At 65.9% G+C, this 25,794-nt stretch carries 19 protein-coding genes and 1 riboswitch; of the genes, 17 read left to right on the top strand and 2 right to left on the bottom strand.

The features are described from left to right. The first annotated feature begins 33 nt into the window (after positions 1–33). Both clpX and ACZ9BC_RS06400 read left to right on the top strand, forming a co-directional pair. Positions 34–1,314, top strand: a complete 1,281-nt coding sequence (clpX, locus tag ACZ9BC_RS06405; protein WP_079596336.1) for an ATP-dependent Clp protease ATP-binding subunit ClpX — start codon at positions 34–36, stop codon at positions 1,312–1,314. A 71-nt stretch (positions 1,315–1,385) separates the two neighbouring features. Further along, complete coding sequence (locus ACZ9BC_RS06400; RefSeq protein ID WP_476245210.1) at positions 1,386–2,000, top strand: mycothiol-dependent nitroreductase Rv2466c family protein; 615 nt, start codon at positions 1,386–1,388, stop codon at positions 1,998–2,000. Between the two features lie 332 nt (positions 2,001–2,332). Here ACZ9BC_RS06400 and valS read toward each other — a convergent pair whose 3' ends face one another. Next, on the bottom strand, positions 2,333–4,954 hold the full coding sequence (gene valS, locus ACZ9BC_RS06395) for a valine--tRNA ligase (RefSeq protein ID WP_476245209.1): 2,622 nt from the start codon (positions 4,952–4,954) through the stop codon (positions 2,333–2,335). A gap of 94 nt (positions 4,955–5,048) precedes the next feature. Between valS and ACZ9BC_RS06390 the strand changes: the two genes are divergently transcribed. The 5 genes from ACZ9BC_RS06390 to ndk all read left to right on the top strand — a co-directional run bounded on the left by ACZ9BC_RS06390 (position 5,049) and on the right by ndk (position 11,786). Continuing rightward, the gene (locus ACZ9BC_RS06390; RefSeq protein ID WP_476245208.1) at positions 5,049–5,807 is read left to right on the top strand and encodes an SDR family oxidoreductase; all 759 of its coding nucleotides are present in this window, start codon (positions 5,049–5,051) and stop codon (positions 5,805–5,807) included. A gap of 336 nt (positions 5,808–6,143) precedes the next feature. Further along, positions 6,144–9,467, top strand: a complete 3,324-nt coding sequence (gene ileS, locus ACZ9BC_RS06385) for an isoleucine--tRNA ligase (RefSeq protein ID WP_476245207.1) — start codon at positions 6,144–6,146, stop codon at positions 9,465–9,467. A gap of 3 nt (positions 9,468–9,470) precedes the next feature. Then, positions 9,471–10,829, top strand: a complete 1,359-nt coding sequence (locus ACZ9BC_RS06380) for a bifunctional folylpolyglutamate synthase/dihydrofolate synthase (protein WP_476245206.1) — start codon at positions 9,471–9,473, stop codon at positions 10,827–10,829. 3 nt (positions 10,830–10,832) lie between these two features. Further along, positions 10,833–11,297: a DUF4233 domain-containing protein gene (locus tag ACZ9BC_RS06375; RefSeq protein WP_476245205.1), complete on the top strand. Its 465-nt coding sequence runs from the start codon at positions 10,833–10,835 to the stop codon at positions 11,295–11,297. A gap of 69 nt (positions 11,298–11,366) precedes the next feature. After that, positions 11,367–11,786 (top strand): nucleoside-diphosphate kinase, encoded by a 420-nt coding sequence (gene ndk / locus ACZ9BC_RS06370; protein ID WP_079596329.1) that lies wholly within the window; start codon positions 11,367–11,369, stop codon positions 11,784–11,786. Positions 11,787–11,864: 78 nt separating this feature from the next. Here the strand turns inward: ndk and ACZ9BC_RS06365 are convergent, their stop codons facing one another. Next, positions 11,865–12,533, bottom strand: a complete 669-nt coding sequence (locus tag ACZ9BC_RS06365) for a vitamin K epoxide reductase family protein (protein ID WP_476245204.1) — start codon at positions 12,531–12,533, stop codon at positions 11,865–11,867. A gap of 443 nt (positions 12,534–12,976) precedes the next feature. Here ACZ9BC_RS06365 and ACZ9BC_RS06360 point away from each other — a divergent pair, with 443 nt between their 5' ends. The 10 genes from ACZ9BC_RS06360 to ACZ9BC_RS06315 all read left to right on the top strand — a co-directional run bounded on the left by ACZ9BC_RS06360 (position 12,977) and on the right by ACZ9BC_RS06315 (position 25,794). Continuing rightward, positions 12,977–16,432, top strand: a complete 3,456-nt coding sequence (locus ACZ9BC_RS06360; RefSeq protein WP_476245203.1) for an Rne/Rng family ribonuclease — start codon at positions 12,977–12,979, stop codon at positions 16,430–16,432. Between the two features lie 151 nt (positions 16,433–16,583). After that, a riboswitch (TPP riboswitch) is annotated at positions 16,584–16,681 on the top strand. A gap of 7 nt (positions 16,682–16,688) precedes the next feature. Beyond that, complete coding sequence (gene thiD, locus ACZ9BC_RS06355) at positions 16,689–18,209, top strand: bifunctional hydroxymethylpyrimidine kinase/phosphomethylpyrimidine kinase (protein WP_476245202.1); 1,521 nt, start codon at positions 16,689–16,691, stop codon at positions 18,207–18,209. A 298-nt stretch (positions 18,210–18,507) separates the two neighbouring features. Next, complete coding sequence (gene rplU / locus ACZ9BC_RS06350) at positions 18,508–18,816, top strand: 50S ribosomal protein L21 (RefSeq protein ID WP_079596325.1); 309 nt, start codon at positions 18,508–18,510, stop codon at positions 18,814–18,816. Between the two features lie 60 nt (positions 18,817–18,876). Continuing rightward, the gene (gene rpmA, locus ACZ9BC_RS06345; RefSeq protein ID WP_009372867.1) at positions 18,877–19,140 is read left to right on the top strand and encodes a 50S ribosomal protein L27; all 264 of its coding nucleotides are present in this window, start codon (positions 18,877–18,879) and stop codon (positions 19,138–19,140) included. Between the two features lie 117 nt (positions 19,141–19,257). Further along, positions 19,258–20,847, top strand: coding sequence for a GTPase ObgE (obgE, locus tag ACZ9BC_RS06340; RefSeq protein WP_476245201.1), 1,590 nt, complete (start codon positions 19,258–19,260; stop codon positions 20,845–20,847). Beyond that, on the top strand, positions 20,837–21,988 hold the full coding sequence (gene proB, locus ACZ9BC_RS06335) for a glutamate 5-kinase (protein WP_476245200.1): 1,152 nt from the start codon (positions 20,837–20,839) through the stop codon (positions 21,986–21,988). Before obgE ends, proB begins: the two co-directional genes overlap by 11 nt. A 26-nt stretch (positions 21,989–22,014) precedes the next feature. Further along, entirely contained in the window at positions 22,015–23,394 is a 1,380-nt protein-coding gene (locus ACZ9BC_RS06330) for a glutamate-5-semialdehyde dehydrogenase (RefSeq protein ID WP_476245199.1), read from the top strand. A gap of 79 nt (positions 23,395–23,473) precedes the next feature. Further along, positions 23,474–23,704, top strand: coding sequence for a hypothetical protein (locus tag ACZ9BC_RS06325; RefSeq protein WP_476245198.1), 231 nt, complete (start codon positions 23,474–23,476; stop codon positions 23,702–23,704). A gap of 1 nt (position 23,705) precedes the next feature. Further along, positions 23,706–24,374, top strand: coding sequence for a nicotinate-nucleotide adenylyltransferase (nadD, locus tag ACZ9BC_RS06320; RefSeq protein WP_476245405.1), 669 nt, complete (start codon positions 23,706–23,708; stop codon positions 24,372–24,374). A 7-nt stretch (positions 24,375–24,381) separates the two neighbouring features. Next, entirely contained in the window at positions 24,382–25,794 is a 1,413-nt protein-coding gene (locus tag ACZ9BC_RS06315; protein WP_476245197.1) for a hypothetical protein, read from the top strand.

Raw genomic sequence — 25,794 nt, 5'->3', positions numbered from 1 at the left:
CTGCCAGGCAGCAGGATACTAAGGGGTTCACATATGGCTCGGATTGGCGAGAGCACGGATCTGCTGAAGTGCTCTTTCTGTGGAAAGAGCCAGAAGCAGGTGCGCAAGCTCATTGCCGGGCCCGGGGTCTATATCTGCGATGAGTGCATTGAGCTCTGCAACGAAATCATCGAAGAGGAGCTCGCGGAAGTCGCTGACCTGGGGAGCTTTGAACTGCCCAAGCCCCGTGAGATTTTCGATTTCCTGCAGGAATACGTCATCGGCCAGGAACCTGCCAAGCGTTCCCTGGCCGTCGCCGTCTACAACCACTACAAGCGCATCCAGGCCGGCCACGCCCCCAAGTCCGGCAGCCTCGCCGACGGCGGGCACCATGACGACGTCGAAATCGCCAAGTCGAACATCCTGCTGATTGGCCCCACCGGTTGCGGCAAGACCTACCTGGCCCAAACCCTCGCCCGCCGCCTCAACGTACCTTTCGCCGTCGCGGATGCAACGGCACTCACCGAGGCGGGCTATGTGGGCGAGGACGTGGAGAACATCCTCCTCAAGCTCATCCAAGCGGCCGATTACGACGTCAAAAAGGCCGAACAAGGCATCATCTACATTGACGAGATCGACAAGATCTCCCGCAAGAGCGAAAACCCCTCCATCACCCGCGATGTCTCCGGCGAGGGTGTCCAGCAGGCGTTGCTGAAAATACTGGAGGGCACCGTTGCCTCGGTACCGCCGCAGGGCGGCCGGAAGCACCCGCACCAGGAATTCATCCAGATCGACACCACCAACGTCCTGTTCATCGTCGCAGGCGCCTTCGCCGGCTTGGAGGAGATCATCGGATCGCGTTCCGGCCGCAAGGGGATCGGTTTTGGTGCACCGCTCAACGAGGCCAGCAAAAAGGTCGATTCCTACGGCGAAGTGATGCCGGAGGACCTGCTCAAGTTCGGCCTGATTCCCGAATTTATCGGCCGGCTCCCCGTCATCACCACGGTCTCCAACCTGGACCGGGACGCCCTGATCCAGATCCTGTCCACGCCCAAGAATGCCTTGGTCAAGCAGTACCAGAAGATGTTCCAGATCGATGGTGTGGAACTGGTTTTCGATGACACGGCACTCGATGCCATCGCCGAACAGGCCCTGGAGCGGGGCACCGGTGCACGAGGGCTGCGGGCCATCATGGAGGAAGTGCTTCTTCCCGTGATGTTCGATCTCCCCAGCCGCGAGGATGTGGCGAGTGTGGTCATCACCGAGGACGTCGTGCTGAAGGGCGCGGAGCCCACCATGATCCCGCATGCCGCCAAGCGACGGAAGTCCGCCTAGCTACTGCACGAAATACACCCTGCCAGCCGTGGCTGCCCCCTGTGCAGCCGCCCGCCCCTGAAGGATCCGCTATGCCTGAATCCGTAAAGAACAAGGCCGACTTCTGGTTTGATCCGCTGTGCCCCTTCGCCTGGATTACTTCCCGCTGGATTGGCGAGGTTGAAGGCGTCCGCGACATCGAAACGCAATGGCACGTGATGAGCCTCGCTGTCCTCAATGAAGGACGCGACCTGGAACCCTCCTACCGGGAATCCATGGATAACGCCTGGGGCATGGTCCGCGTCATCATCGCCGCCCAGCAGGAGCACGGCCGGGAGACGGTCAAGGCCCTGTACGACGCCATGGGAAGCCTGATCCACGACGCCGGCGAGAAGGACCGGGGACTCGTGATCACCAAGGCCCTGGCGGAATGCGGCCTCCCGGCGTCCCTTGCCGACGCTGCAGCCAGCGACGCCTATGATGCCCAGCTCCGGGCAAGCCACGAGGAAGGCATTTCCCTGGTTGGCCAGGACGTCGGCACGCCGGTGGTGGCCTTCAACGGAACGGCGTTCTTCGGCCCCGTCCTCACCCGGATCCCACGGGGCGAAGAGGCTGGCAAGCTGTGGGACGCCACCACCGCCCTGGCCGCCTACCCGCACTTCTTCGAGCTGAAGCGCAGCCGCACGGAACGCCCGGAATTCAGCTGACCCGGCCCTGCCGTAAACGTCGAAGGGCCCCGGGAGAACTACCTGCTTGTAGTTCTCCCGGGGCCCTTGCGCTTGGCCCTGCCCCGGACAACAATGGTTCTTACCCACTTCGAAAGAAGTGGGACGCAGGAACCAAAGATTCAGTGATATATATCTGACGCAGCCATCGGCAAAGCCGGATATAAGCTACCAGTGACGAGGTAGGAAGACCTGAAGATCCGAGGATCCTGCCAGACCATTAAAGACGTCACCAAATGGCCGAAAAGTCGAAGCCCCACCAACGGCAAAACGCTGATGGGGCTTCCCCTTTGCCCTAAAACAGGGACCCGGACCTATGCTTTGGCAGGTTCGTCCGAAGCCGCCAGGTCCACGTCGCTCACCAGCAGCTCGCCTTCGCCCGCCACCAAGGTGATTTCCCGGGCGTTGGACGCAGCCTTCAAGTCTGAAAGGCCGGCCTGGAGCTGTGCGGTCAGCGCTTCCGGAGCCGTAATGGTGGCAGACAGCACCTCGGTGCGCTGCTTGACCTTCGCCTCGGACTTAGCCTTCCGGACGCCGCTGAGTGCAACGCCCACCGTGGCCAGCATCGTGGTGTCTCCGCCCGGAATCTCCAGCGCTGCAGGCCATTCGGCACGGTGGACCGAGCCGTTCCGCCACCAGCTCCATACCTCTTCGGTGGCGAACGGCAGGAACGGCGCGAACAGGCGCAGCAGGGTGTCAAGCGTGGTGGCCAGTGCTGCCAGCACCGAGGCCTGCTCGGCTTCGCCGGCAGCACCGTAAGCGCGGTCCTTGATGAGCTCCACGTAGTCGTCCGTGAACTGCCAGAAGAAGCTCTCGGTGACCTGCAGCGCACGGGCGTAGTCGTAGTTGTCGAACGCCTTGGTGGACTGGGCCACAACCTCGGCCAGCTGGGCCAGTACCGCCCGGTCCAGCGGGTTGCTGAGGACCGACAGGTCATCAGACAGCACCGATGCCTCGGTGGCACCCAGGTTCAGCACGAACTTGGATGCGTTCAGCAGCTTGATGGCCAGGCGCCGGCCGATCTTCATCTGGGCAATCTCATAGGCCGTGTCAGCCCCGAGCCGGGCTGACGCTGCCCAGTAGCGGACGGCATCCGAGCCGTACTCCTCGAGCACGTCCGTGGGTACCACCACGTTGCCCTTGGACTTGGACATCTTCTTGCGGTCCGGGTCCAGGATCCAGCCCGAGATGGCTGCGTGCTTCCACGGTGCGCTGTTCTCCAGGGCATCCGCACGGACAACGGAGGAGAAGAGCCAGGTCCGGATGATGTCGTGGCCCTGCGGGCGCAGGTCGAACGGGAACACCTTGGCGAACAGTTCCTCGTCGCGGCGCCAGCCGCCCACGATGTTCGGGGTCAGGGAGGACGTTGCCCAGGTGTCGAGGATATCGGCGTCGCCGGTGAAGCCTCCCGGGACGTCGCGCTGGGCTTCATCGTAGCCGGGTGCGGCATCCGCGGCGGGATCCACCGGCAGCTGCTCATCAGAGGGCACGATAGGGGCGTCGTAGTCCGGGTTGCCGTCGGCGTCCAGGGGGTACCAGACGGGGATGGGCACACCGAAGAAGCGCTGCCGTGACACCAGCCAGTCGCCGTTGAGGCCCGAAATCCAGTTCTCGTAGCGTGAGCGCATGAAGGCGGGGTGGAAGTCGATTTCATGTCCGCGGGCAATCAGGCGCTCCCGGCGGTCCTCGTCCCGGCCGCCGTTGCGGATGTACCACTGGCGTGAGGTGACAACTTCGAGGGGCTTGTCGCCCTTTTCGTAGAAGTTGACCGGGTGCATGATCTTCTTGGGCTCACCGTCCAGCAGGTCGGCAGCCTCCAGCAGCTTGACCACTGCTTCCTTCGCGCTGAAGACGGTCTTGCCCGCAATCGCGGCGAAGCCCTCGCGGCCGATGTCCGTGGTGATCCAGTCGGGGGTCTCTGTGACGATGCGTCCGTCGCGGCCTACGATCGCCCGGGTGGGCAGCTGGAGTTCGCGCCACCAGGTGACGTCGGTGAGGTCACCGAAGGTGCACACCATGGCGATACCGGAGCCCTTGTCGGCCTTTGCGAGCGGATGGGCCTTGACCTCCACTTCGACGCCGAACACGGGCGAGGTGACCTTCTTGCCGAACAGCGGCTGGTACCGTTCGTCGTCGGGATTTGCCACCAGCGCGGCGCAGGCGGCCAGCAGTTCGGGCCGGGTGGTCTCGATGTAGATTTTTTCGCCGTCTTCGGTGAAGAACGGGTACCGGTAGTAGGCCCCCGCAACTTCACGGTCCTCGAGTTCGGCCTGGGCCACCGCGGTACGGAACGTTACGTCCCAGAGGGTGGGTGCTTCGGCCATGTAGGCATCCCCGGCGGCCAGGTTGGCAAGGAACGCGCGCTGCGAGACTGCGCGCGAGGTGTCATCGATGGTGCGGTACGTCAGCGCCCAGTCAACGGAGAGTCCGAGGGTCTGGAAGAGGTTCTCGAAGACCTTCTCGTCCTCGACGGCCAGTTCTTCGCACAGTTCAATGAAGTTCCGGCGGGAGACCACGTCGAAATCCCGCTGGTTCTTGGCGGGCTGCGCCGGCGGACGGTAGTCGGCGTTGTAGGGAATGGAGGGGTCGCAGCGGACGCCGTAGTAGTTCTGCACCCGGCGTTCGGTGGGCAGGCCGTTGTCGTCCCAGCCCATGGGATAGAAGACGTTCTTGCCGATCATCCGCTGGTAGCGCGCCAGCACGTCCGTCTGCGTGTAGGAGAACATGTGCCCCACGTGCAGTGAGCCCGACGCGGTGGGCGGGGGAGTGTCGATCGAGTAGACCTGCTCCCGGGTGGTGTCCGGGTTGAACTTGTAGGTCCCTTCTGCCAGCCAGCGCTGCGTCAGGGCAGCTTCAAGGCCCTCCAGGGCCGGCTTGTCCGGAACGTTAATGGGGGCGGTGGTGGGCGTGTCTGTACCCTGTTTGTCTTCAGCCATTCGGCAATTCTTTCATGCTCTGTTCAATCCCACAGAACGAAGCCGGGAGTAGCGGGCCATGCCGAGGCCGACCAGGCGCGGTTAGGGTGGTGCCATGACTGATGACGTGCAGAACAAGGCAGCTTTGGTGACGGGTGCAAGCAGCGGCATTGGGGAAGCCACCGTGCGTGCCCTGCGGACCACAGGATGGACCGTTTTTGCCGTGGCCCGCCGGGGGGACCGCCTGGCGGCACTGGCGGCTGAGACGGGCGCGGTGGCCATCCCTGCCGATATTTCCGAGGACGACGACGTGTCCCGGCTCCTCTCCCGGGTCACCGAAGCCGGCGGCGTCGACACCTTGATCAATATCGCAGGCGGGGCCAGGGGCGCCGACACCATCGGCGGGGCCAGCACGGACGACTGGGAATGGATGTACCGCGTCAACGTCCTGGGGACTATGAAACTGACCCGGGCTTTCCTGCCCATGCTGCGGGCCACCGGTGAAGGCACGGTGCTCAACCTGACCTCGACGGCGGCGCTGGCGGCCTACGAAGGTGGCGGCGGCTACAACGCGGCGAAGTTCGCCCAGCACGCCATGACGGGAGCGCTGCGCCTGGAGGAAGCCGAACACAACGTCCGCGTGATCGAGGTTGCCCCCGGCCTCGTCTACACGGAGGAATTCGCCCTGAACCGGCTCGGCGACCGGCAGGCCGCGGACAAGGTCTACCAGGGAGTGGAGAAGCCGCTCACGGCCGAAGACGTCGCCGACGTGGTGCGCTACGCCGTCACCGCCCCGCACCACGTCAACCTGGACCAGATCGTCATCCGGCCTGTGGCGCAGGCAGCCAACCACAAGCTGATCAGGAAAAGCTGACGCCCTGAGGATACGGGGAATGGCACTGGAGGCTGCGGCAATAGTAGACTCGAAAGGCAGCTATGACCCGGCAATCACCGGTGAGCTTCCGGAAGAACACGCGAAACTGCCAGCACGGCGGCCAGCGCCAGTAGAACCGGACGGGTAAGCCCGTTACAGCAGTCAATGAGAGGCCGGAGCAGAGCCCGTTCCCCAGGGAGCGTGCAGCGCCGGTAAGTGAGGTGGTACCGCGGTGAGCGTGCAGTCCCAGGACAGCACGGCAGCCGTCCTCGCATCCTGAACGGAACTGCCCGGCACCTGCCGGCAGTTCGCCACGCTCAACCCAGGATGTCGAGAATGACGTATTACCCCAAGGCCTCAGCCTCCACCAGCGGCACCTCTTCCAGCGGCAGTGCAGGCGTTTCCGCCTCCGTGAAGTTCCCGGAGATCGAAGAGCGCATCCTGAAGTACTGGGACCAGGACGGCACATTCCAGGCCAGCATCGACCAGCGCAGCGCCGACGCCCCCGGCGGTGAACCCGGCAGCAACGAGTTCGTGTTCTACGACGGCCCCCCGTTCGCCAACGGCCTGCCCCACTACGGCCACCTGCTCACCGGATACGCCAAGGACCTGGTGGGCCGCTACCAGACCCAGCGCGGCAAACGTGTGGAGCGCCGCTTTGGCTGGGACACCCACGGGCTTCCCGCTGAACTGGAAGCCATGAAGCAGCTGGGCATGACGGACAAAACCCAGATCGAAGCCATGGGCATCGACAAGTTCAACGACGCCTGCCGTGCGTCCGTGATGAAGTACGCCGACGAATGGCGCAACTACGTCACCCGCCAGGCCCGCTGGGTGGACTTCGACAACGACTACAAGACCCTCAACGTGGAGTACATGGAGTCGGTCCTTTGGGCCTTCAAGCAGCTGCACGAAAAGGGCCTGACCTATAACGGCTACCGCGTGCTGCCCTACTGCTGGAAGGACGAAACGCCGCTGTCCAACCACGAACTGCGCATGGACGACGACGTCTACAAGAACCGCCAGGACCAGACCGTCACCGTGACGTTCCCCATCACGGCGGGGGAGTCGGAGCTGTCGCGGCAGCTGGCCGGCGTCCAGGCCCTCGCCTGGACCACCACCCCCTGGACGCTGCCCACCAACGCCGCGCTCGCCGTCGGGCCTTCCATCACCTATGCCGTCCTCCCGGCAGGCCCCAACGGCATCAAGGCCGCCTCAGCTGATGCCCCCGTCGCCGGCAGCTTCCTGCTGGCGGCTGACCTGGTGGGCTCCTACGCCAAGGACCTGGGCTACGACAACTTCGAGGATGCCCAGGCCGCCGTGGTCTCCACCCACACCGGCGCGGAGCTGGAGGGCCTGGCCTATCAGCCGCTGTGGCAGGACTTCGCCGACAACGAAAAGTACGGCATGGAGAACGCGTGGCGGATCCTGGTGGCCGACTACGTCACCACCACGGACGGCACCGGCATCGTCCACCAGGCTCCCGCCTACGGTGAGGATGACCAGAAGGTCTGCGAAGAGGCCGGCATCCCGGTGATCCTGTCCGTCGACGAGGGCGCCAAGTTCCTGCCCCTGTTCAAGCACGGCGACCTGCACGACATCGTGGGGCTGCAGGTTTTCGAAGCCAACAAGCCCATCACCCAGGTGCTCCGCGCCCAGGGCCGCCTGGTCCGGCAGGCAAGCTACGAGCACAGCTACCCGCACTGCTGGCGGTGCCGCAACCCCCTGATCTATCGCGCGGTGTCCTCCTGGTACGTGGAAGTCACCAAGTTCAAGGACCGGATGTCCGAACTGAACCAGGAGATCAACTGGATCCCCGGCAACGTCAAGGACGGCCAGTTCGGCAAATGGCTGGAAAACGCCCGCGACTGGTCCATCAGCCGCAACCGCTACTGGGGCAGCCCCATCCCGGTATGGCAGTCCAGCGACCCCGAATACCCGCGCACCGACGTCTACGGCTCCCTCGCCGAGATCGAGGCGGACTTTGGCCGGCTGCCCCTGAACAACGACGGCCAGGTGGACCTGCACCGCCCGTTCATCGACGAACTCACGCGCCCTAACCCGGACGACCCCCGCAGTCCGGAAGAGGGCCAGTCCGTGATGCGCCGCGTTGAGGACGTACTGGACGTCTGGTTCGACTCCGGCTCCATGCCGTACGGCCAGGTGCACTACCCGTTCCAGAACGAGGCCTGGTTCGACACGCACAACCCGGCCGACTTCATTGTCGAATACATCGGCCAGACCCGTGGCTGGTTCTACATGCTGCACATCCTGTCGACGGCACTGTTCGACCGGCCGGCATTCCGCAACGTCATCAGCCACGGCATCGTGCTGGGCTCCGACGGACAAAAAATGTCCAAGAGCCTGCGCAACTACCCCGACGTGTCCGAGGTGCTGGACCGCGACGGTTCCGACGCCATGCGCTGGTTCCTGATGTCCAGCCCCATCCTGCGCGGCGGCAACCTGGTGGTCACAGAGCAGGGGATCCGCGACGGCGTCCGGCAAGTCATCCTGCCGCTGTGGAACGTGTACAGCTTCTTCACGCTGTACACCAACGCGGCCAGCGGCGGCGCCGGCTACGACGCCACCCTGCGCTACGACGGGTACAGCGACACCCTGGACCAGTACCTGCTGGCCAACACGGGGGACCTGGTCCGGAACATGACCGCGCAGCTGGACACCTATGACATCTCCGGGGCCTGCGATGAACTGCGCAGCTACCTGGACATGCTCACCAACTGGTACGTCCGCCGCAGCCGCCAGCGTTTCTTCGACGAAGACCGGGACGCCTTCGACGCGCTGTACACGGCCCTCGAGACGGTCTCCAGGGCCGCGGCGTCGCTGCTGCCGCTCGTGTCCGAGGAAATCTGGCGCGGCCTCACCGGCGGCCGATCGGTGCACCTGGCCGACTGGCCGGACGCCGGATTGTTCCCCGCAAACCCGGACCTGGTCCAGGCCATGGACCGGGTCCAGCAGATCTGCTCCACCGGTTCGTCCCTCCGCAAAGCAGCCAACCTGCGCGTCCGCCTGCCGCTGCAGGAACTCACGGTGGTGGCACCCGGTGCCGACGTGCTGGAAGGCTTCGCCGCCGTCGTCGCGGACGAACTCAACCTCCGTTCCGTGCGGCTGCTCGACGCAGCCACCGCCGCTCCGGAGGAGTTCGGCATCCAGCAGAAGCTGGTGGTCAACGCCCGGGCAGCGGGCCCGCGCCTGGGCAAGAACGTCCAGGCCGCCATCAAGGGCTCCAAGTCCGGCGACTGGTCCGTGGACGACGACGGTGTGGTCACCGCCGGCGGGCTCCAGCTGGAACCGCAGGAGTACACCCTGGAAACCGTTGTGGCCGAATCCGAGGGCGGGTCGGCGTCTGTCGCCGTGCTCCCCGGCGGCGGCTTCGTGGTCCTCAACACCGAGGTGACCCCGGAGCTTGAGGCCGAAGGCCTGGCACGCGACATGGTCCGTGCCATCCAGCAGGCACGCAAGGACGCCGGGCTTAATGTCAGTGACCGGATCCGCACGTCGGTCAGTGCCCGGCAGAATGTTGTGGACGCGCTGCTGGCGAACGCAGAACTGGTCAAGGGCGAGACGCTCACCGTGGACCTGGCAGCCGAACCGGCAGACGTCGAAGAACCGGCTGTCGCCGTCGAAAAAGTGGAGGCCTAGGACATGACCGACGAATTTTCCGTGGAAAGCGTTTATGCGGAGCTCCTGGGGCGGGCGCCCGAAAACAAGATGGAGCCCCGGCTCGCGCCGCTGTTCCGGGCCATGGATGTGCTCGGCGAACCCAACAAGGCGTTCCCGATCATTCACGTGACCGGCACGAACGGCAAGACCTCCACCGCCCGCATGATCGAGTCCGTCCTGCGGGCCCACGGGCTCAGCACCGGCCGCTACACAAGCCCACACCTCTCCAAGGTCACGGAGCGGATCAGCATCGACGGGCATCCCGTCCCGGATGAGACGTTTGTCCGGATCTGGGACGAGATCCGCCCTTACCTGCAGATTGTCGATTCCGAGCTGGAAGCGGACGGGCATCCCCGGCTGACCTACTTCGAGTGCCTCACCATCCTGGGCTTCGCCATCTTCGCAGACCAGCCCGTCAACGTGGCCATCATCGAGGTGGGGCTGGGCGGCATCACGGATGCCACCAACGTGGGTGACGGCCAGGTTTCCGTCATCACGCCGATCTCGCTGGACCACACCGACCTGCTGGGCGACACCACCGGGGACATTGCCCTGGAAAAGGCCGGCATCATCAAGCCCGGTGGGTACCTCATCAGCGCCGCGCAGCCCCTGGACGCCGCCCAGGTCCTCCTGGAGAAGGCAAAGGACGTGGGGGTGCCGTTCCGCTTTGAGGGCGTGGAGTTTGGCGTGGAGTCCCGCACCGTTGCCGTCGGTGGCCAGGTGGTGACCATCCAAGGCATCGCCGGACGCTACCCGGAACTGCTGGTGCCGCTGCACGGCGAGCACCAGGCGCAAAACGCCGCCGTTGCGGTGGCCGCCCTGGAAGCCTTCTTCGGCGGCGAAAAGGAACTGGACTTCGAAGTGCTGCAGGAAGGCTTCGCCGCCGTCACCTCGCCCGGCAGGCTTGAGGTGGTACGGACCGCGCCCACCATCATCGTCGATGCCGCCCATAACCCGGACGGGATCAAGGCCTCAGCCGCCGCGCTGCAGGAGGCGTTTACGTTCACGCGGCTGGTCCCGGTGGTGGGTGTGCTGAAGGAAAAGGACGCCGAGGAAATCCTCCGCCAGCTCAAGGAATCGCTGGGCGGCATGGCCGAGGAGTACTGCTTCACGCAGTCGAACTCCCCGCGGGCTGTCCCCGCCGCGGAACTGGCTGAGCTTGCCGTGGACCTGGGATTCGGCGAGGACAACGTCCACATCGCCGAAAAGCTCGACGACGCCCTGGAGTGGGCCGTGGAACGGGCCGAAGCCAACGACGACCTTTCCGGCGGCGTGCTGGTGACCGGCTCCATCACCCTTGTGGCCGAAGCCCGCATCCTGCTCGGAAAGACGGAGGCTTAGGGGATGGCCAAACTGACGAAAGCCCAGCGCGAATGGCGGCCGGGCATGCCTAAGAAGCGCCGCTCCACCAAGGTGATGTTCGCCTCCACGGTCCTGCTGCTGGAAGCCTTCGTGATGTTCTTCGCCACCCTGGCGGTGTTTGGGCTGCGCCGCGGTGAGTTTCCGCCGGCGCTCATCCTGGGCGTGGGCATCGCCCTGAGCGTGGTGATGATCGTGGCCTGCGCGTTCCTCACCAAACCCTGGGGCGTGGGACTGGGCTGGATCCTGCAGATCATCCTGATCCTGACGGGCATTTTCGAGCCCGCCATGTTCCTGGTGGGGGCCCTGTTCGCCCTGGCCTGGTGGTATGGGATCCGTACCGGCATCAGGCTGGACCGGGAAGCTGTCCAGCGCGCCCGTGAGCAGGCCGAATGGGAAGCCGCACACCCGGACCAGGCCGCCGGGCCCGGGCAGCCGCAGACCCCCTGACGCGCGGACTCCGCGCAGCGCATTCCCCGTAGACTTATCCCGAAACCCCACCAACGCATTGGAGCAGTTGTGACCACTGAGCGCACCCTCGTCCTGATCAAGCCCGACGGCGTCGCCCGTAACCTCACCGGATCCATCCTGGCCCGGATTGAAGCCAAGGGGTACACCCTTGCTGAGCTGAAGAAGGTGGACGCCACCCGCGACCTGCTGGAGCAGCACTACGAGGAGCACGTGGGCAAGCCCTTCTATGAGCCCCTCGTGGAGTTCATGCTGAGCGGACCCGTTGTTGCGGCCATCTTCGAAGGCCACCGCGTCATCGAAGGCTTCCGTTCGCTGGCCGGCACCACCGATCCGACAACCGCCGCACCGGGCACTATTCGCGGCGACTTTGGCCGCGACTGGGGCCTGAAGGTCCAGCAGAATCTGGTGCACGGCTCCGACTCCACGGATTCCGCCGAGCGTGAGATCAAGATCTGGTTCCAGGGCTAACCCCAGCGAAATGACAGATAAGGCCGATGTTCTTCGTGAACATCGGCCTTATCTGTCATTTCGCTGGCTGGTGCGGACCTAGAAACCCGAGGTACCCGCGAACACCTGGATGAACGCGAAGAAGATGGTGGCGATGACGGCCACGTAAAGAAGCGCGGTAATGATCCAGCCGGAGTCAGCCAGGACGCGGGCAGCACCGGTCGGGACGGGAATGACGCCCGCGGTGATGTTCCGGATGGTCACCCAGACGAACAGCGGAATCATGGCCGCCCAGACGATCATGCAGAACGGGCACAGGATGTGGATGTCGTAGAGTGCCTGGGACCACAGCCACACCACGAAGACAAAGCCCAGCGTGACGCCTGTCTGCAGTCCCACCCAGAACCAGCGGGCAAAAGTGGCCCCGGACAGCAGCGCCATCCCCACGGTGATGATGACGGCGAACGCCACAATGCCAATGAACATGTTGGGGAAGCCGAACAGCGAGCTCTGCCAGGTTTTCATGACATCACCGCAGGAGATCCAGGGGTTCACGTCGCACACGGTGGTGTGGTTGGGGTCCTGCAGCACGGCGAGTTTTTCCAGGACCAGGGTCCCGGAGGCGAGCCAGCCGACCACGCCGGTGATCACCAGCAGCCAGCCGAAGGGGCGGTTGCGGGCCATGGTGGGGACGGACGCGGGAGTGCTGTCCGTGCCGAGGGTCCGGTCGGCGGCGTGGGTGTCGCTGGCGGGGGAGATGCTGGGCATTGGTGTGGCGTCCTTTTCGTCCGGTGCTCCTAGCCCGATTGTAACGCCGGCGGCTGGAAGCCATCCCCAGGCAAAAGGAGAACGGGGCCCGCCTCCGCCGTGATTTAGTCCGGGTATGAGAGAATAAACGTGGCTGGAAGCCGATCCACATTCGGACTCCGGTCCGGTGGCTTGTTCTCAAGACCGCCAATGACGAGCAGGGCAGGCTTCGGAGTGCTTCCGATGCACACTCCCGCGACTCCATTGGGCGGCACCTGGTTGTAGCAACGCAGAACAACGGGTTTCAGGACATCCCACCGGCTCCCACGGGCTGCCGCACCCCACCGCCGGTGCGAACCTGGGAGTATCCACTTGACTTCTGTCAACGCCTGCGGGTTTTGACAATATGTGCCCCAATGGGTGCCGGATGTGGCGGTACGTCAGGGGCAGGAGCGCTGCTGCATATGGAAAATGAACAAGAACTGGCCGTTAACGATGATGCCGCGGCTGAAGAGTCCGCTGTTGCACCCAAGAAGGCCGTCAGGACGCGCCGGAAGGCTGCGCCGAAGGTCGAGGACGCCATAGACAGGCCGGTGGGTGACGCCCCCGCGGAAAGCGCCACTGCTGAAAACGTTGAAGCTGCCGCCGCGGAAACCAAGGCGCCGGCCCGGCGTACCCGGGCCCGCAAGAAAGTGGAAGCTGACGAACCGCTTCCCGCCTTCGCCGACGAAGCAACGGACACCGGTGCCACTGCCGGCGTTACGGCCCCAGCCGAAGAGGGTGCACCGTCCGCAACTGCCCCCGAAGCGGAAGCCGAAACCAAACCGGTCCGCCGCCGCCGTGTCGCCACGCGCAAAACTTCCGCACCCGCGGTGGAAACTGAAGTTCCGGCTGAAGCTGCAGCCCCCGAAGCAGCAGCCACCGAAGCGGTTTCCGCCGGTCCGGAAGCCCCCGACGCAGCCGGCGAGGTGGCAGAAACCCCGGGCACTGCCGCAGCAGTAGACGCTCCTGCCGGGGCAACCCCGGCAGCGGCTACCCCGGCGGAGGCAGCCGTAACGCCGGAAGTGGCCCAGACGCCGTCGGCCGCAACGCCTGAAGCCGCCGTCTCCCAACCCCAAACCGAGGAAGAAAGCAACGCAGCCGCCACCGGCACTGCTCCCAGCCCCTTCGGCTCGCTCTTCCTGGAACCTGCTTCCCCCACGTCCGTGCTGTTCCAGGCCCCGGACCTCAGCACGGTGGTGCGCCCCGCCGCCCCCGCTGCGGCAGCCACCGAAGAGCCGGAAGAGGACGACGCCGAAGAAAGCGACGCGGAGGATTCCGCCGGCCGCCGCCGGCGCCGCAGCCGTGGCCGCCGGAACCGTGGCCGCCTTGACGACCGCGATGCAGAGGCAGGCGCCGAGGGCGACGACGAAACGGCCGAGGATGCCGACGAAGAGCAGGCCGGGCAGCTGGAAGAGGGCGTCACATCGCGCCGCCGCCGTCGCCGCCGCCGTGGCGACCAGGACCTGGAACTGACCGGCGGCGGGGATGACGACCCGCCCAACACCGTGACCCGCGTCCGCGCGCCCCGTGTTGCCACCGAACCGGCCGTCAGCAACCGGGTCACCAGCGTCAAGGGTTCCACCCGCCTGGAGGCGAAGAAGCAGCGCCGCCGCGAGTCCCGCGACACCGGCCGCCGCCGCACCGTGATCACCGAGGCCGAGTTCCTGGCCCGCCGCGAATCCGTTGACCGGCAAATGATCGTCCGGCAGCGCGACGACAGAATTCAGATTGCCGTCCTCGAGGACGGCGTCCTGGCGGAACACTTCGTGTCCAAGACGCAGCAGGATTCGCTGATCGGCAACGTCTACCTGGGCAAGGTCCAGAATGTCCTGCCCTCCATGGAGGCTGCCTTCGTTGACATCGGACGCGGCCGCAACGCCGTCCTGTACGCCGGCGAGGTGAACTGGGAGGCTGTCAACCTCGAAGGCAAGCAGCGCCGCATCGAAAACGCCCTCAAGTCCGGCGACACCGTCCTGGTTCAGGTCACCAAGGACCCGGTGGGCCACAAGGGTGCACGCCTGACCAGCCAGATCTCGCTGCCCGGCCGCTACCTCGTGTACGTGCCCGGCGGCTCCATGACCGGCATCTCCCGCAAGCTGCCCGACGTCGAACGCAACCGCCTCAAGCGCATCCTCAAGGACCGCCTTCCGGAACACGCGGGCGTCATTGTGCGCACAGCCGCCGAGGGAGCATCCGAGGAAGAGTTGACGCACGACATCAACCGGCTGCGCGCCCAGTGGGAAGGCATCGAAAGCCAGTCCACCTCCACCAAGGTCCTGGCACCGGAACTGCTTTATGGCGAACCGGACCTCACCATCAAGGTGGTCCGTGACGTCTTCAACGAGGACTTCTCCAAGCTGATCGTTTCCGGCGAGGAAGCCTGGGACACCATTGAGGCCTACGTCACCTACGTGGCCCCGGACCTGGTGGGCCGCCTCGAGAAGTGGACCAAGGACCAGGACATCTTTGCTGCCTGGCGGATCGACGAGCAGATTCACAAGGCCCTGGAACGCAAGGTGTTCCTGCCCTCCGGCGGTTCGCTGGTCATCGACCGTACCGAAGCCATGACCGTGGTGGACGTCAACACCGGCAAGTTCACCGGCAGCGGCGGCAACCTCGAAGAAACCGTCACGAAGAACAACCTTGAAGCGGCCGAGGAAGTTGTACGGCAGCTCCGGCTGCGCGACATCGGCGGCATCATCGTCATCGACTTCATCGACATGGTCCTGGAGTCCAACCGGGACCTGGTGCTGCGCCGGCTGGTGGAGTGCCTGGGCCGTGACCGTACCAAGCACCAGGTTGCCGAGGTCACCTCGCTGGGGCTGGTCCAGATGACACGCAAGCGCATGGGCACCGGGCTCCTGGAGGTCTTCGGTGAGCAGTGTGAGGCGTGCGCCGGGCGCGGCGTGGTCACCCACGACGATCCCGTGGAGCACCGCCGCGCCAACATCGTTGCCGCCGAGCACCACGTGCAGCGTGCCGACAGCCGGCCTGAAGCCCGTGCTGAAGGACACCGCAACGAAGGCCAGCGAACCGACAGCACCCAGCCTGGCGTCCGTCCCGACCGGAAGCGGCGGCGCGGACGCGGCGGCCAGCAGCCTGACGTTGCCCCGGCGGCCGCAGCCGTACACGTGCACACCGTCCACCCGGACCCGGCAGACGCCGAACGCCATGCCAAGGCGGAAGCAACCCGGCTGGCGCTCGCCAACATCGCTGCAGCAGCCCACGCGGCCCACCTGCACGACGATGAGGTTGCGGCTGCCCGCCAGGCACAGCCGGCCCAGCAGGCAGCGCCGGCCGAGGCGGACAAGCACGACGCCGATGCCTCCTCCCGTCCCGCCGCTGTCCTGACGTTCGGCGGCGAGAAGGTTGCCCTGCCCTTCGTCGAGCACGCGGAAGAACAGCAGCCGCAGCCTGCCCTCACCCTGGACCGGCTCGCTGAAGCCTTTGCGCACCTCGGTGAGCCCGCTCCGGCTGCCGAGGCTCCGGCAGAACAGCCGGAAGCTGCGGTTTCGGCACCGGCAGCTCCGGCACCCGTAGTTTCGGCACCGGTAGTTGCGGCACCGGTAGCTTCGGAACCGGCCAAGGCCGGGCAGCCGTCCGGCGCCGCCACCGTTGAGAAGGACTGGTCGGACCACACCGTGGAGCAGTCACGGCAGCGGAGGCCACGGCGCAACCGCAGCGCCAGCCGTGCCCAGGGTGCTGCCAACGAAACGTCGGTCCAGCACCATGAGAGCGTCCCGGCCGCCAGCGCAGGACACTCGCATGCCGCGAAGGCGCCGGAACCGGCTGCGGCCTCCGGTGCGGACACTGCAGGCGCCAAGCAGGCCGAGGCTCCGATCATCCTCGGTGTGGGAGTTCCTGCTTCCGAGCTCTGACCGCAGGCAGCACAACAAAAACCCGGATGCCCGGAACCGCCCTCACGGCCGGTTCCGGGCATCCGGGGTTAACAATGTTTCGGCCCGGATCAGGTGCCAACAGCAGCGGCACGTCACCTTCGGTGCGGCGGCGGCAAAACGGCTAGGCTGGGGAACCGACACGGGGTGCCGCGCGAAGGGCCGGCTGAGATCCACACCCGTTGAACCTGTCCGGCTAGTACCGGCGAAGGGATGTCTCTTGTCTTCGACTCTTGCAATGCCCGCGGAAGCTCTCCAGTCCACTCCTGTCCTGCCGGATTCCGGCCGGGACCTGCCCCGTGTCCTGTCCATTGCGGGTTCGGACCCCTCCGGTGGAGCAGGCATCCAGGCGGACCTCAAAAGTATTGCCGCGCACGGCGGGTACGGCATGGCCGCCATCACAGCCCTCACCGCACAGAACACCCGCGGCGTGGAAGCCGTCCACGTCCCGCCGGCTTCCTTCCTGGCCAGCCAGCTGGACGCCATCAGTGACGACATCACCATCGACGCCGTGAAAATCGGCATGCTGGGGGACGCCGCCGTCATTGGGGCGGTCCGGGAATGGCTCGAAAAGGTGCGTCCCGCCGTCGTGGTCCTCGACCCGGTGATGGTCGCCACCAGTGGCGACCGGCTGCTGCAGGAATCAGCCGAGGCCGCGCTCCGCGACCTGCTGCCGCTCGCCCATCTCCTCACGCCCAACCTGGCCGAACTCGCCATGCTGGTTGGCGAAAGCCCGCAGGATTCCTGGGAAGGCGCGCTCGATCAGGGGAAGCGCCTGGCGGCAGCCACCGGGACCACCGTGCTGGTGAAGGGAGGACACCTGGCCGGGGCCGAATGCCCGGACGCGCTGGTCAACATGAACGGATTGCTGGGAGCAGAAGTCATCCAGGTGCCGGGGGAGCGGGTGGCCACCCCCAACAGTCACGGCACCGGCTGTTCGCTCTCATCCGCGATGGCGACTGTGCAGGCGCGGCTGGGGGACTGGGAGGCATCGCTGCGGGAAGTGAAGCCCTGGCTGGCAGGGGCCCTGGAAGCCTCCGGACGCCTGGACGTGGGAACAGGGAACGGGCCCGTCCACCATTTCCACCACCTGCGCCCCATCCCGCCCGCCGGAGGATTCGCCGCGCGGCTGCGGGCCGAAGCCGACGAGGACCTCAAAGCGATCTACGGGCTGGACTTCATCCGTGGACTGGCCTCCGGCAGCCTCCCCGAAAAGGAGTTTGCCTACTACCTCGCCCAGGACGCCATCTACCTCAACGGTTACTCCCGGGTCCTGGCACGGGCAAGCGCCCTGGCACCCACCGAAACGGAGCAGGTGTTCTGGGCTGCCTCCGCGCGGCAGTGCCTGGAAGTGGAGTCGGAGCTGCACAGGTCCTGGCTGAGCACCCGCCCCGTCCAGGCCGAGCTGGGCCCGGTCACCAAGTCCTACGTGGACCACCTGACGGCCGCATCGGCGTCGGGCAGTTATGCCGTGCTCGCGGCCGCCGTCCTGCCCTGCTTCTGGTTGTATGCCGAGGTGGGCAAGACACTCCACGCCCGGTTTGTCGCCGCGGGCGAACCGGCAGCACACCCCTATGCTGACTGGCTCCGTACCTACGCGGACGAAGATTTCGCCGAAGCAACCCGCAAGGCCATCGCCATCGTGGACGGGGCCGGGCGGAACGCCTCGGATACCGAGCGGGCGGCGATGGTCACCGCCTTCCGGCAGTCCTGCCGCCTGGAAGTGGACTTCTTCGACGCGCCGCGCCTCCACTCCTGACCGGCAGGCGGGCGCTCTGCCGGTAGGATGGTGGGGCGCGGTCCCGCCGCCTGGTTGGCCTGTGGTTCCTATCACAGCCAACGCGCCGGAACCAGCCTCATTTGCGGCCGAAGACGAAATTAGCGTAGTCTAGTTCTTCGGTGCTTACGCCAACACTTGGGTTATGACCCCTTCGGGGATAGCTCACGGATTTCCCCGGGGAATCCACGGCGTTGAGGCACAGCGGAAACCCAGCCACTTCAGCGCCGGGTACCGCACGCAAATCTAGTAATAAACGTCGAGAGAAGTGAGTTCCCAAGTGGTGTACGCGATTGTCCGCGCAGGCGGCCGCCAAGAGAAGGTTTCCGTTGGAGACTTCGTTACCCTGAACCGCGTCGCCGGTGGAGCTGGCAGCACCATTGAGCTGCCCGCACTGCTCCTGGTAGACGGTGACAAGGTCACCTCCGCCGCTGCTGACCTGGCCAAGGTAACTGTCACGGCTGAAATCCTCCAGGACCTCCGCGGTCCTAAGATTGTCATCCAGAAGTTCAAGAACAAGACCGGTTACAAGAAGCGCCAGGGTCACCGTCAGGAACTGACCAAGGTCAAGATCACTGGCATTCAGTAACCACCGGTTACGTTCAGGTTTTTCAGCAGATTCCCCAGAATTTAGAGGCAGGCATTTCAGATGGCACATAAAAAGGGCGCGAGCTCCACTCGCAACGGTCGTGACTCCAACGCTCAGTACCTCGGCGTCAAGCGCTTCGGCGGCCAGGTAGTATCCGCAGGCGAGATCATCGTCCGCCAGCGTGGCACCCACTTCCACCCGGGCGCCGGCGTTGGCCGTGGCGGCGACGACACCCTGTTCGCACTGACCCCGGGAGCCGTTGAATTCGGTACCCGCCGCGGTCGTCGCGTCGTCAACATCGTTGCTGCTGCAGCTGCAGAGTAACAACAGATCCTAAAGCGGTGGAGCGGGCCTGATGGCCCGCTCCACTGTTCTTTTAACCGCATTACAATCGATTTGGCGCCTTGGGGCGTCTCGAAACACAGCACTGAGGAGATCCACGTGGCCAGCTTTGTAGACCGGGTAGTACTGCACGTATCCGGCGGTAGCGGCGGCCACGGGTGCGTCTCCGTCCACCGCGAGAAGTTCAAGCCCCTGGGTGGTCCCGACGGCGGCAATGGCGGCAATGGCGGCGACGTCATCCTGCGCGTGGACCACCAGACCACCACCCTTCTTGACTACCACCACGCCCCCCACCGGCACGCCACCAACGGCGGCCCCGGCATGGGTGACTGGCGCGGCGGGAAGAACGGTGAGACCCTCATCCTGCCCGTGCCCGACGGCACCGTGGTCAAGTCCAAGGACGGAACGGTCCTGGCGGACCTCGTCGGCGAAGGCGCCGAATACGTTGCCGCTGCCGGCGGGATCGGAGGACTCGGCAACGCTGCCCTGTCCTCCCAGAAGCGCCGCGCCCCCGGCTTCGCCCTGCTGGGCATCGAAGGCGAATCCAGCGACATCGTCCTGGAACTGAAGTCCATTGCCGACATCGCACTGGTGGGCTTTCCGTCTGCCGGCAAGTCAAGCCTCATCGCCGCGATGTCGGCTGCCCGGCCCAAGATCGCGGACTACCCGTTCACCACGCTCATTCCCAACCTGGGCGTTGTCCAGGCGGGCGATGTCCGGTTCACTATCGCCGACGTCCCCGGACTGATCGAGGGTGCCAGCGAGGGCAAGGGCCTGGGCCACCACTTCCTGCGCCACGTGGAGCGCTGCGCCGCGCTGGTCCACGTCCTGGACTGCGGAACCCTGGAATCGGACCGCGACCCCCTTTCGGACCTGGCCATTATTGAGGCCGAGCTGGAAAAGTACGCCGTGGATATGAGCTACGCCGGCCAGGACGGCGAAGTGGTCCCCCTGAACCACCGCCCCCGACTGGTGGCGCTGAACAAAGTGGACCTGCCTGACGGCAAGGACATGGCAGACTTCGTCCGCCCGGAACTGGAATCCCGCGGCTACCGCGTCTTCGAAGTGTCGGCCACCAGCCACGAAGGCCTGCGCCAGCTGGGCTTCGCCATGGCCGAGATCGTCCAGGCAGCCCGTGACGCCGTCGCGGCCGCCCCGCCCAAGGTGCAGCCGGCCGTCCTGCGTCCGCGCCCCGTCAACGAGTCCGGGTTCCGGATCCGCCGTGAGGAAAAGGGCCTCGAGCCGCTGTTCCGCGTCCTCGGCGAAAAGCCCGTGCGCTGGGTCAAGCAGACGGACTTCACCAATGAGGAAGCCATCGGCTACCTGGCCGACCGGCTGGCCAAGCTCGGCGTGGAGACCGAGCTGTTCAAGCAGGGCGCAAAGCCCGGCGACACCGTGGTGATCGGCGAGGACGACGGCGTCGTCTTCGACTGGGAGCCCACCATGATGGCCGGCGCCGAACTGCTGGCGTCACCCCGCGGCACCGATGTCCGTTTCGCCGATATCGGCGACCGCCCCACCCGCAGCCAGAAGCGCGAAGAGCAGCAGGAGCGCCGGGACGCCAAGGCAGCAGCCCGCGCCGAGCTCGAGGCAGAGCGGAAGGCCGGCATCTGGACGGAGTCCGTCAGCGGACGGCGTGTGGCCAAGCCCCTGAAGGAGAGCGGACTGGAAGCGGACGATGACCTCTAGGGCCGTCGTCACGGACCCCTTGGTGCGGTCCGTGGACCGGAGCGTGCTCGCCAACGCGCGCCGGATCGTGGTGAAGGTGGGCTCGTCGTCACTGACCAGCATCAAAGGTGGCATCTCGGAGGAATCCCTGACCGCCCTGGCGGACGCCCTGGCGGCCAAGCGCAACACCGGAACGGAGATCATCCTGGTCTCCTCCGGCGCCATCGCCGCGGGCCTGGCACCTTTGGGCCTGGCCAAGCGGCCCCGCGACCTGGCCACCCAGCAGGCGGCGGCCAGTGTGGGGCAGGGCCTGCTGATGGCGCGTTACACCCACGCCTTCGGCGCCCACGGCGTGACGGTCAGCCAGGTGCTCCTCACGGCCGAGGACTTGATGCGGCGCAGCCAGCACACCAACGCCTTCCGTGCCCTGGACCGGCTGCTGAACCTCGGCGTCGTCCCCGTCGTGAACGAAAACGACACGGTGGCCACGCACGAGATCCGTTTTGGCGACAATGACCGGCTCGCGGCCCTGGTGGCGCACCTGGTGCGGGCCGATGCGCTGGTGCTGCTGTCCGACGTCGACTCCCTCTACGACGGTCCGCCTTCCCAGGGCGCGAAACGGATCCCCCTGGTTGAGGGCGCCCACGACCTCGAGGGCGTGTCCATCGGAAAAACCGGCAAGGCGGGCGTCGGCACCGGCGGAATGCTCACCAAGGTCGAAGCCGCCACCATGGCCGCCGGCTCCGGCATCCATGCCGTCGTCACCTCCACGCCCAACGCGGCAGCTGCACTCAACGGCGAGGACGTAGGCACCTGGTTCGCCGTCAACGGGGCCCGGAAGCCCGTCCGGCTCCTCTGGCTGGCACATATCGCCTCGGTCCAGGGCCGCCTGGTCCTCGACGATGGTGCGGTTAAGGCCGTGCGGCACCACCGGACGTCCTTGCTGCCGGCAGGCATCTCCGCCGTGCATGGCGACTTCGAAGCGGGCGACGCCGTCGAGATCGTCAGTGCCGATGGAACCGTGGTTGCCCGCGGCCTCGTGAACTACTCCTCGGAGGAGCTGCCCCGCATGCTGGGCCGGTCCACCCGGGACCTTGGCGAGGAACTCGGCAGCGGCTATGACCGTGAAGTTGTTCATGTTGATGACCTGGTGCTGGTCTGAGCTCCACCCTCGCCTAAACTTGAAACATGACTGAGGCCCTGATCCACACAACTGCTCACACCTCCGGAGACACTGCTGCCGCGTCCGAGGCGCAGCAGCCAGCCCCCGCAGCAGTGCCGGTATCAGCTGACGTCCCGCTGTCCGATGCCGACGTCGAAGCGGCAGTCCACGCCATCGCCGACCGTTCCCGCCAGGCTGCCCGCCGGATTGCCATGGCCAACCGGTCCTGGAAGGACCGCGCCCTGCGCGCCGTGGGAGATGCCCTGCAGGAGAACACGCAGGCCATCCTTGATGCCAACGCCAAGGACGTAGCTGCCGGAAAAGCCAACGGCACGTCCGCTGCCATGCTGGACAGGCTCACGCTCACGGAAGCCCGCATCGCCGGGCTGGTGGCTGCGCTGGAAAACCTAGCCAACCTGCCCGACCCCGTGGGCAACGTGGTCCGCGGCCAGACCCTCCCCAACGGCCTGCGCCTGCGCCAGGTCAACGTTCCCATGGGCGTGGTGGCCGCCATCTACGAAGCGCGCCCCAACGTCACGGTGGACATCGCCGGGCTGGCACTCAAGAGCGGCAATGCCGTGATCCTGCGCGGCGGCAGCGCGGCTGAGGCCACCAACGAAGTACTTGTCCGGGTGTTGCGCGAAGCGCTGGAGTCCGTGGGACTGCCTGCCGACGCCGTGCAGACCGTGGACCAGTACGGCCGGGCCGGCGCGAACGTGCTCATGCGCGCCCGCGGCAGGGTTGATGTGCTGATTCCCCGCGGCGGCCGCGACCTCATTCAGGCAGTGGTCACCAATTCCGCCGTGCCCGTCATCGAGACGGGGGAGGGCAACGTCCATATCTTCATCGACGAATCGGCGAATGAGGAGATGTCCGTTGAGATCCTGCTCAACGCCAAGACCCAGCGGCCCAGTGTCTGCAACACCGTGGAGACCCTCCTGGTCCACTCCGGATCCACTGTCCTGCCGGCCGTTGCCGCAGCCCTGAGCAAGGCCGGCGTCCGGCTGCACGCCGATGACCGCGTCCGCGCCGCCCTGCCCGCATCCATTGAGGCGGAACCGGCCACCGACGAGGACTGGGGCACCGAGTACATGAACCTTGACCTGGCCGTGGCCATGGTGGACAGCCTGGATGAGGCGGTTCAGCACATCCGCACCTGGTCCACCGGCCACACCGAGGCCATCCTCACCAACGACCTTTCCAACGCCGAACGGTTCATTGCGGAAGTGGATTCCGCGGCTGTCATCGTCAATGCATCGACCCGTTTCACGGACGGCGGCGAACTGGGCCTGGGTGCCGAGGTGGGTATTTCCACGCAGAAGCTGCATGCCCGCGGCCCCATGGGGCTGACCGAACTCACCACCACCAAGTGGATCGTGCAGGGCGAGGGCCAGGTCCGCGGGTAGCAACGCGGTAACATAGACCGAACGCCAGAAAGCAGCGGGAACTTCCGCTGCCATAAACCTTTGAACCCTAGGGGAGAAAATGCTGTTCCAGCAGATCGCCACGACCATCGCCGAAGGCGAAGAACACGAACTCGCGCCGCTCTGGGCTGAGCCGTGGGTCTTCGGCGTCGTCATTTTCGCCATCCTGCTGGTGCTGATGTTCGTCACCCTGTCCTACTCCAACCTGGGCAACCGCCACGCTGCCACTGAGGAGCACGCGGACCCGCACCGCCAGCACCCCAACAAGCACGATCACGGGCAGGGCCACTAACATTTCCCGCGTTCTGCACCACAGTGGTGCCAACGGCAGGCTTCGGCTGGGCGTGATGGGTGGGACGTTTGATCCCATCCATCACGGCCACCTGGTCGCAGCCAGTGAAGTGGCTGCCGAGTTTGATTTGGACGAAGTGGTTTTCGTCCCTACCGGCCAGCCGTGGCAGAAGTCCCACAAACAGGTCAGCGAGCCCGAGCACCGGTACCTCATGACCGTCATCGCCACGGCCTCCAATCCACGGTTCACCGTGAGCCGCGTGGACATCGAACGTCCCGGCCCCACGTACACCATTGACACGTTGCGTGACCTGCGTGCGCAGCGCCCGGACGCCGACCTGTTCTTCATCACGGGGGCTGACGCCCTGGCGCAGATCCTGTCGTGGAAGGACATCGATGAACTGTGGTCGCTGGCCCATTTCGTGGGTGTGACGCGCCCCGGCCATGTCCTGGACGGAATGGGACGGGACGATGTCAGCCTCCTTGAGGTTCCGGCCATGGCGATCTCGTCAACTGATTGCCGGACCCGCGTTGCAGCGAACAACCCCGTCTGGTACCTGGTACCGGACGGAGTGGTCCAGTACATCGCCAAGTACGGTCTCTACGCCCATGCGCCGGCGGTCGGGAATGAGTTAACTTCCGAAGCACGTGAACCAGCCAGTACTGAATGAGTTCTCAATGAGTCAGGAACAGCCCCCCATCCGCAGCCGCCGGGAACTCCGGAAGGCCAGGGATGCCCAGCAGGCGTCCGTGTCCACAGGCACGGACCAGCTTCCCCCTGCCCATGTACCGGAGGTGTCACAACCGCAGGCGGGCGCACAGCAGCCGGCCGCGAAGGAGCCTGCCTCCCAGCAGCCTGCCACCCCGGGCGCGGCAGGCCAACCGGCCGCCGGGCAGCCGGGCCGCGGCTCCAGTCCCGCCCCGGAGCAGACCCACACCCAGCGGTCGTCACAGATCCGCGCGCGGGACCGTGCGGCGCTGCGCACCATCAAGGAGCTGGAAGAAAAAGAAGGCCAGCTCGCCACCGGCGGCGCCCCTACCCGGCGCCAGCTCAGGCTGCAGCAGCTCAAGGAACAGGCGCTGACCGCGGCCAACCCCATCGTGCCGCCCGCAGGCGGTCCCTCAGTCCAGACCGGTACATCGGTAAAGGGCGGTACGCCGGCACAAAACGGTCCGGCTGCCGGACCCTTGGCCGCCGGATCCTCGCAGTCGTCTCCGGCGGCAGCGGAAAAGAAGCCAGCCGCGAAAACTGCCGGTCCCACCGCCAAGAGCACCGCCGCTACAGCCAATGCCACATCCGGGTCCCGTTCCGGGGTCCCCGACGGGATGACTGTTGAGCAGGCACTGCAGGCGCGGGCACTCATCGCCGAGCAGGCAAAGAACCAGATCGCCAAGATGGAGCACATCGCTTCCCTCGATCCGGAAGCGGTCAATCCGGACATCCTCGCGGAACAGATTGCCTTGGCCGAACGTGCCGCCGTCATGAACCGCCGGGCCCTGGCCAAGCAGAAGCTGGCCGAACAGGCAGGAACTCCCGCAGCACCCGGCAGGGAACCCGGAGCGAAGGACCGGCCGGCGCCTTCGACGGCCAACAACCTGGCCATGGTGACCCCCTTGGAGTTTGTCCAGGTTCCGGGCGTCGACCGCCCTGTCATGAAACCGCCGGCCACCTCCCATGTCCCCGTCACCACACGGCCGGGTACAAAGGTCCAGCCCGATACAAAAGCCCAGACGGGAATTAAGGCCCAGCCGGGAGGTGCCGGAAAGCGGCGCCCCGCCAGCCGTCCGAACGCTGCCTCGGCAGACGCCGCATCGGGCCGTTCGCAGGTTATCGCCCGGGCGGAAGCTGCTGCCAGGGCAGCCACCCGCCCCAAACCTGTGGTCTTTCCCGAGAACCCGGCAGAGGGCCCGGGGGAGGACCTGCCCAGGGTTCCGGCCAGCTCGGCCCACGGACTCGATCCTTTGGATGCGGCCACCGCCGGGCTTGCCCGGGCCAAGCGGAACCGGATCCTGCAGCTCTGCATCCTGCTGTTCGGCCTCGTGGCGCTCATCTCAGGCATTTTCCTTATCATCAGCGGCATGTCCAGCTGA

It is taken from the genome of Pseudarthrobacter sp. TE3704, from assembly GCF_056279405.1.
This window is presented reverse-complemented; position numbering and strand designations above follow the sequence as displayed.

What these genes read in the sequence shown, in the direction of transcription:
- clpX (WP_079596336.1), top strand. Translation starts at nt 34, where the DNA reads ATGGCTCGGATTGGCGAGAGCACGGATCTGCTGAAGTGCTCTTTCTGT.
- ACZ9BC_RS06400 (WP_476245210.1), top strand. Translation starts at nt 1,386, where the DNA reads ATGCCTGAATCCGTAAAGAACAAGGCCGACTTCTGGTTTGATCCGCTG.
- valS (WP_476245209.1), bottom strand. Translation starts at nt 4,954, where the DNA reads ATGGCTGAAGACAAACAGGGTACAGACACGCCCACCACCGCCCCCATT.
- ACZ9BC_RS06390 (WP_476245208.1), top strand. Translation starts at nt 5,049, where the DNA reads ATGACTGATGACGTGCAGAACAAGGCAGCTTTGGTGACGGGTGCAAGC.
- ileS (WP_476245207.1), top strand. Translation starts at nt 6,144, where the DNA reads ATGACGTATTACCCCAAGGCCTCAGCCTCCACCAGCGGCACCTCTTCC.
- ACZ9BC_RS06380 (WP_476245206.1), top strand. Translation starts at nt 9,471, where the DNA reads ATGACCGACGAATTTTCCGTGGAAAGCGTTTATGCGGAGCTCCTGGGG.
- ACZ9BC_RS06375 (WP_476245205.1), top strand. Translation starts at nt 10,833, where the DNA reads ATGGCCAAACTGACGAAAGCCCAGCGCGAATGGCGGCCGGGCATGCCT.
- ACZ9BC_RS06365 (WP_476245204.1), bottom strand. Translation starts at nt 12,533, where the DNA reads ATGCCCAGCATCTCCCCCGCCAGCGACACCCACGCCGCCGACCGGACC.
- ACZ9BC_RS06360 (WP_476245203.1), top strand. Translation starts at nt 12,977, where the DNA reads ATGGAAAATGAACAAGAACTGGCCGTTAACGATGATGCCGCGGCTGAA.
- thiD (WP_476245202.1), top strand. Translation starts at nt 16,689, where the DNA reads ATGCCCGCGGAAGCTCTCCAGTCCACTCCTGTCCTGCCGGATTCCGGC.
- rpmA (WP_009372867.1), top strand. Translation starts at nt 18,877, where the DNA reads ATGGCACATAAAAAGGGCGCGAGCTCCACTCGCAACGGTCGTGACTCC.
- proB (WP_476245200.1), top strand. Translation starts at nt 20,837, where the DNA reads ATGACCTCTAGGGCCGTCGTCACGGACCCCTTGGTGCGGTCCGTGGAC.
- ACZ9BC_RS06330 (WP_476245199.1), top strand. Translation starts at nt 22,015, where the DNA reads ATGACTGAGGCCCTGATCCACACAACTGCTCACACCTCCGGAGACACT.
- ACZ9BC_RS06325 (WP_476245198.1), top strand. Translation starts at nt 23,474, where the DNA reads ATGCTGTTCCAGCAGATCGCCACGACCATCGCCGAAGGCGAAGAACAC.
- ACZ9BC_RS06315 (WP_476245197.1), top strand. Translation starts at nt 24,382, where the DNA reads ATGAGTCAGGAACAGCCCCCCATCCGCAGCCGCCGGGAACTCCGGAAG.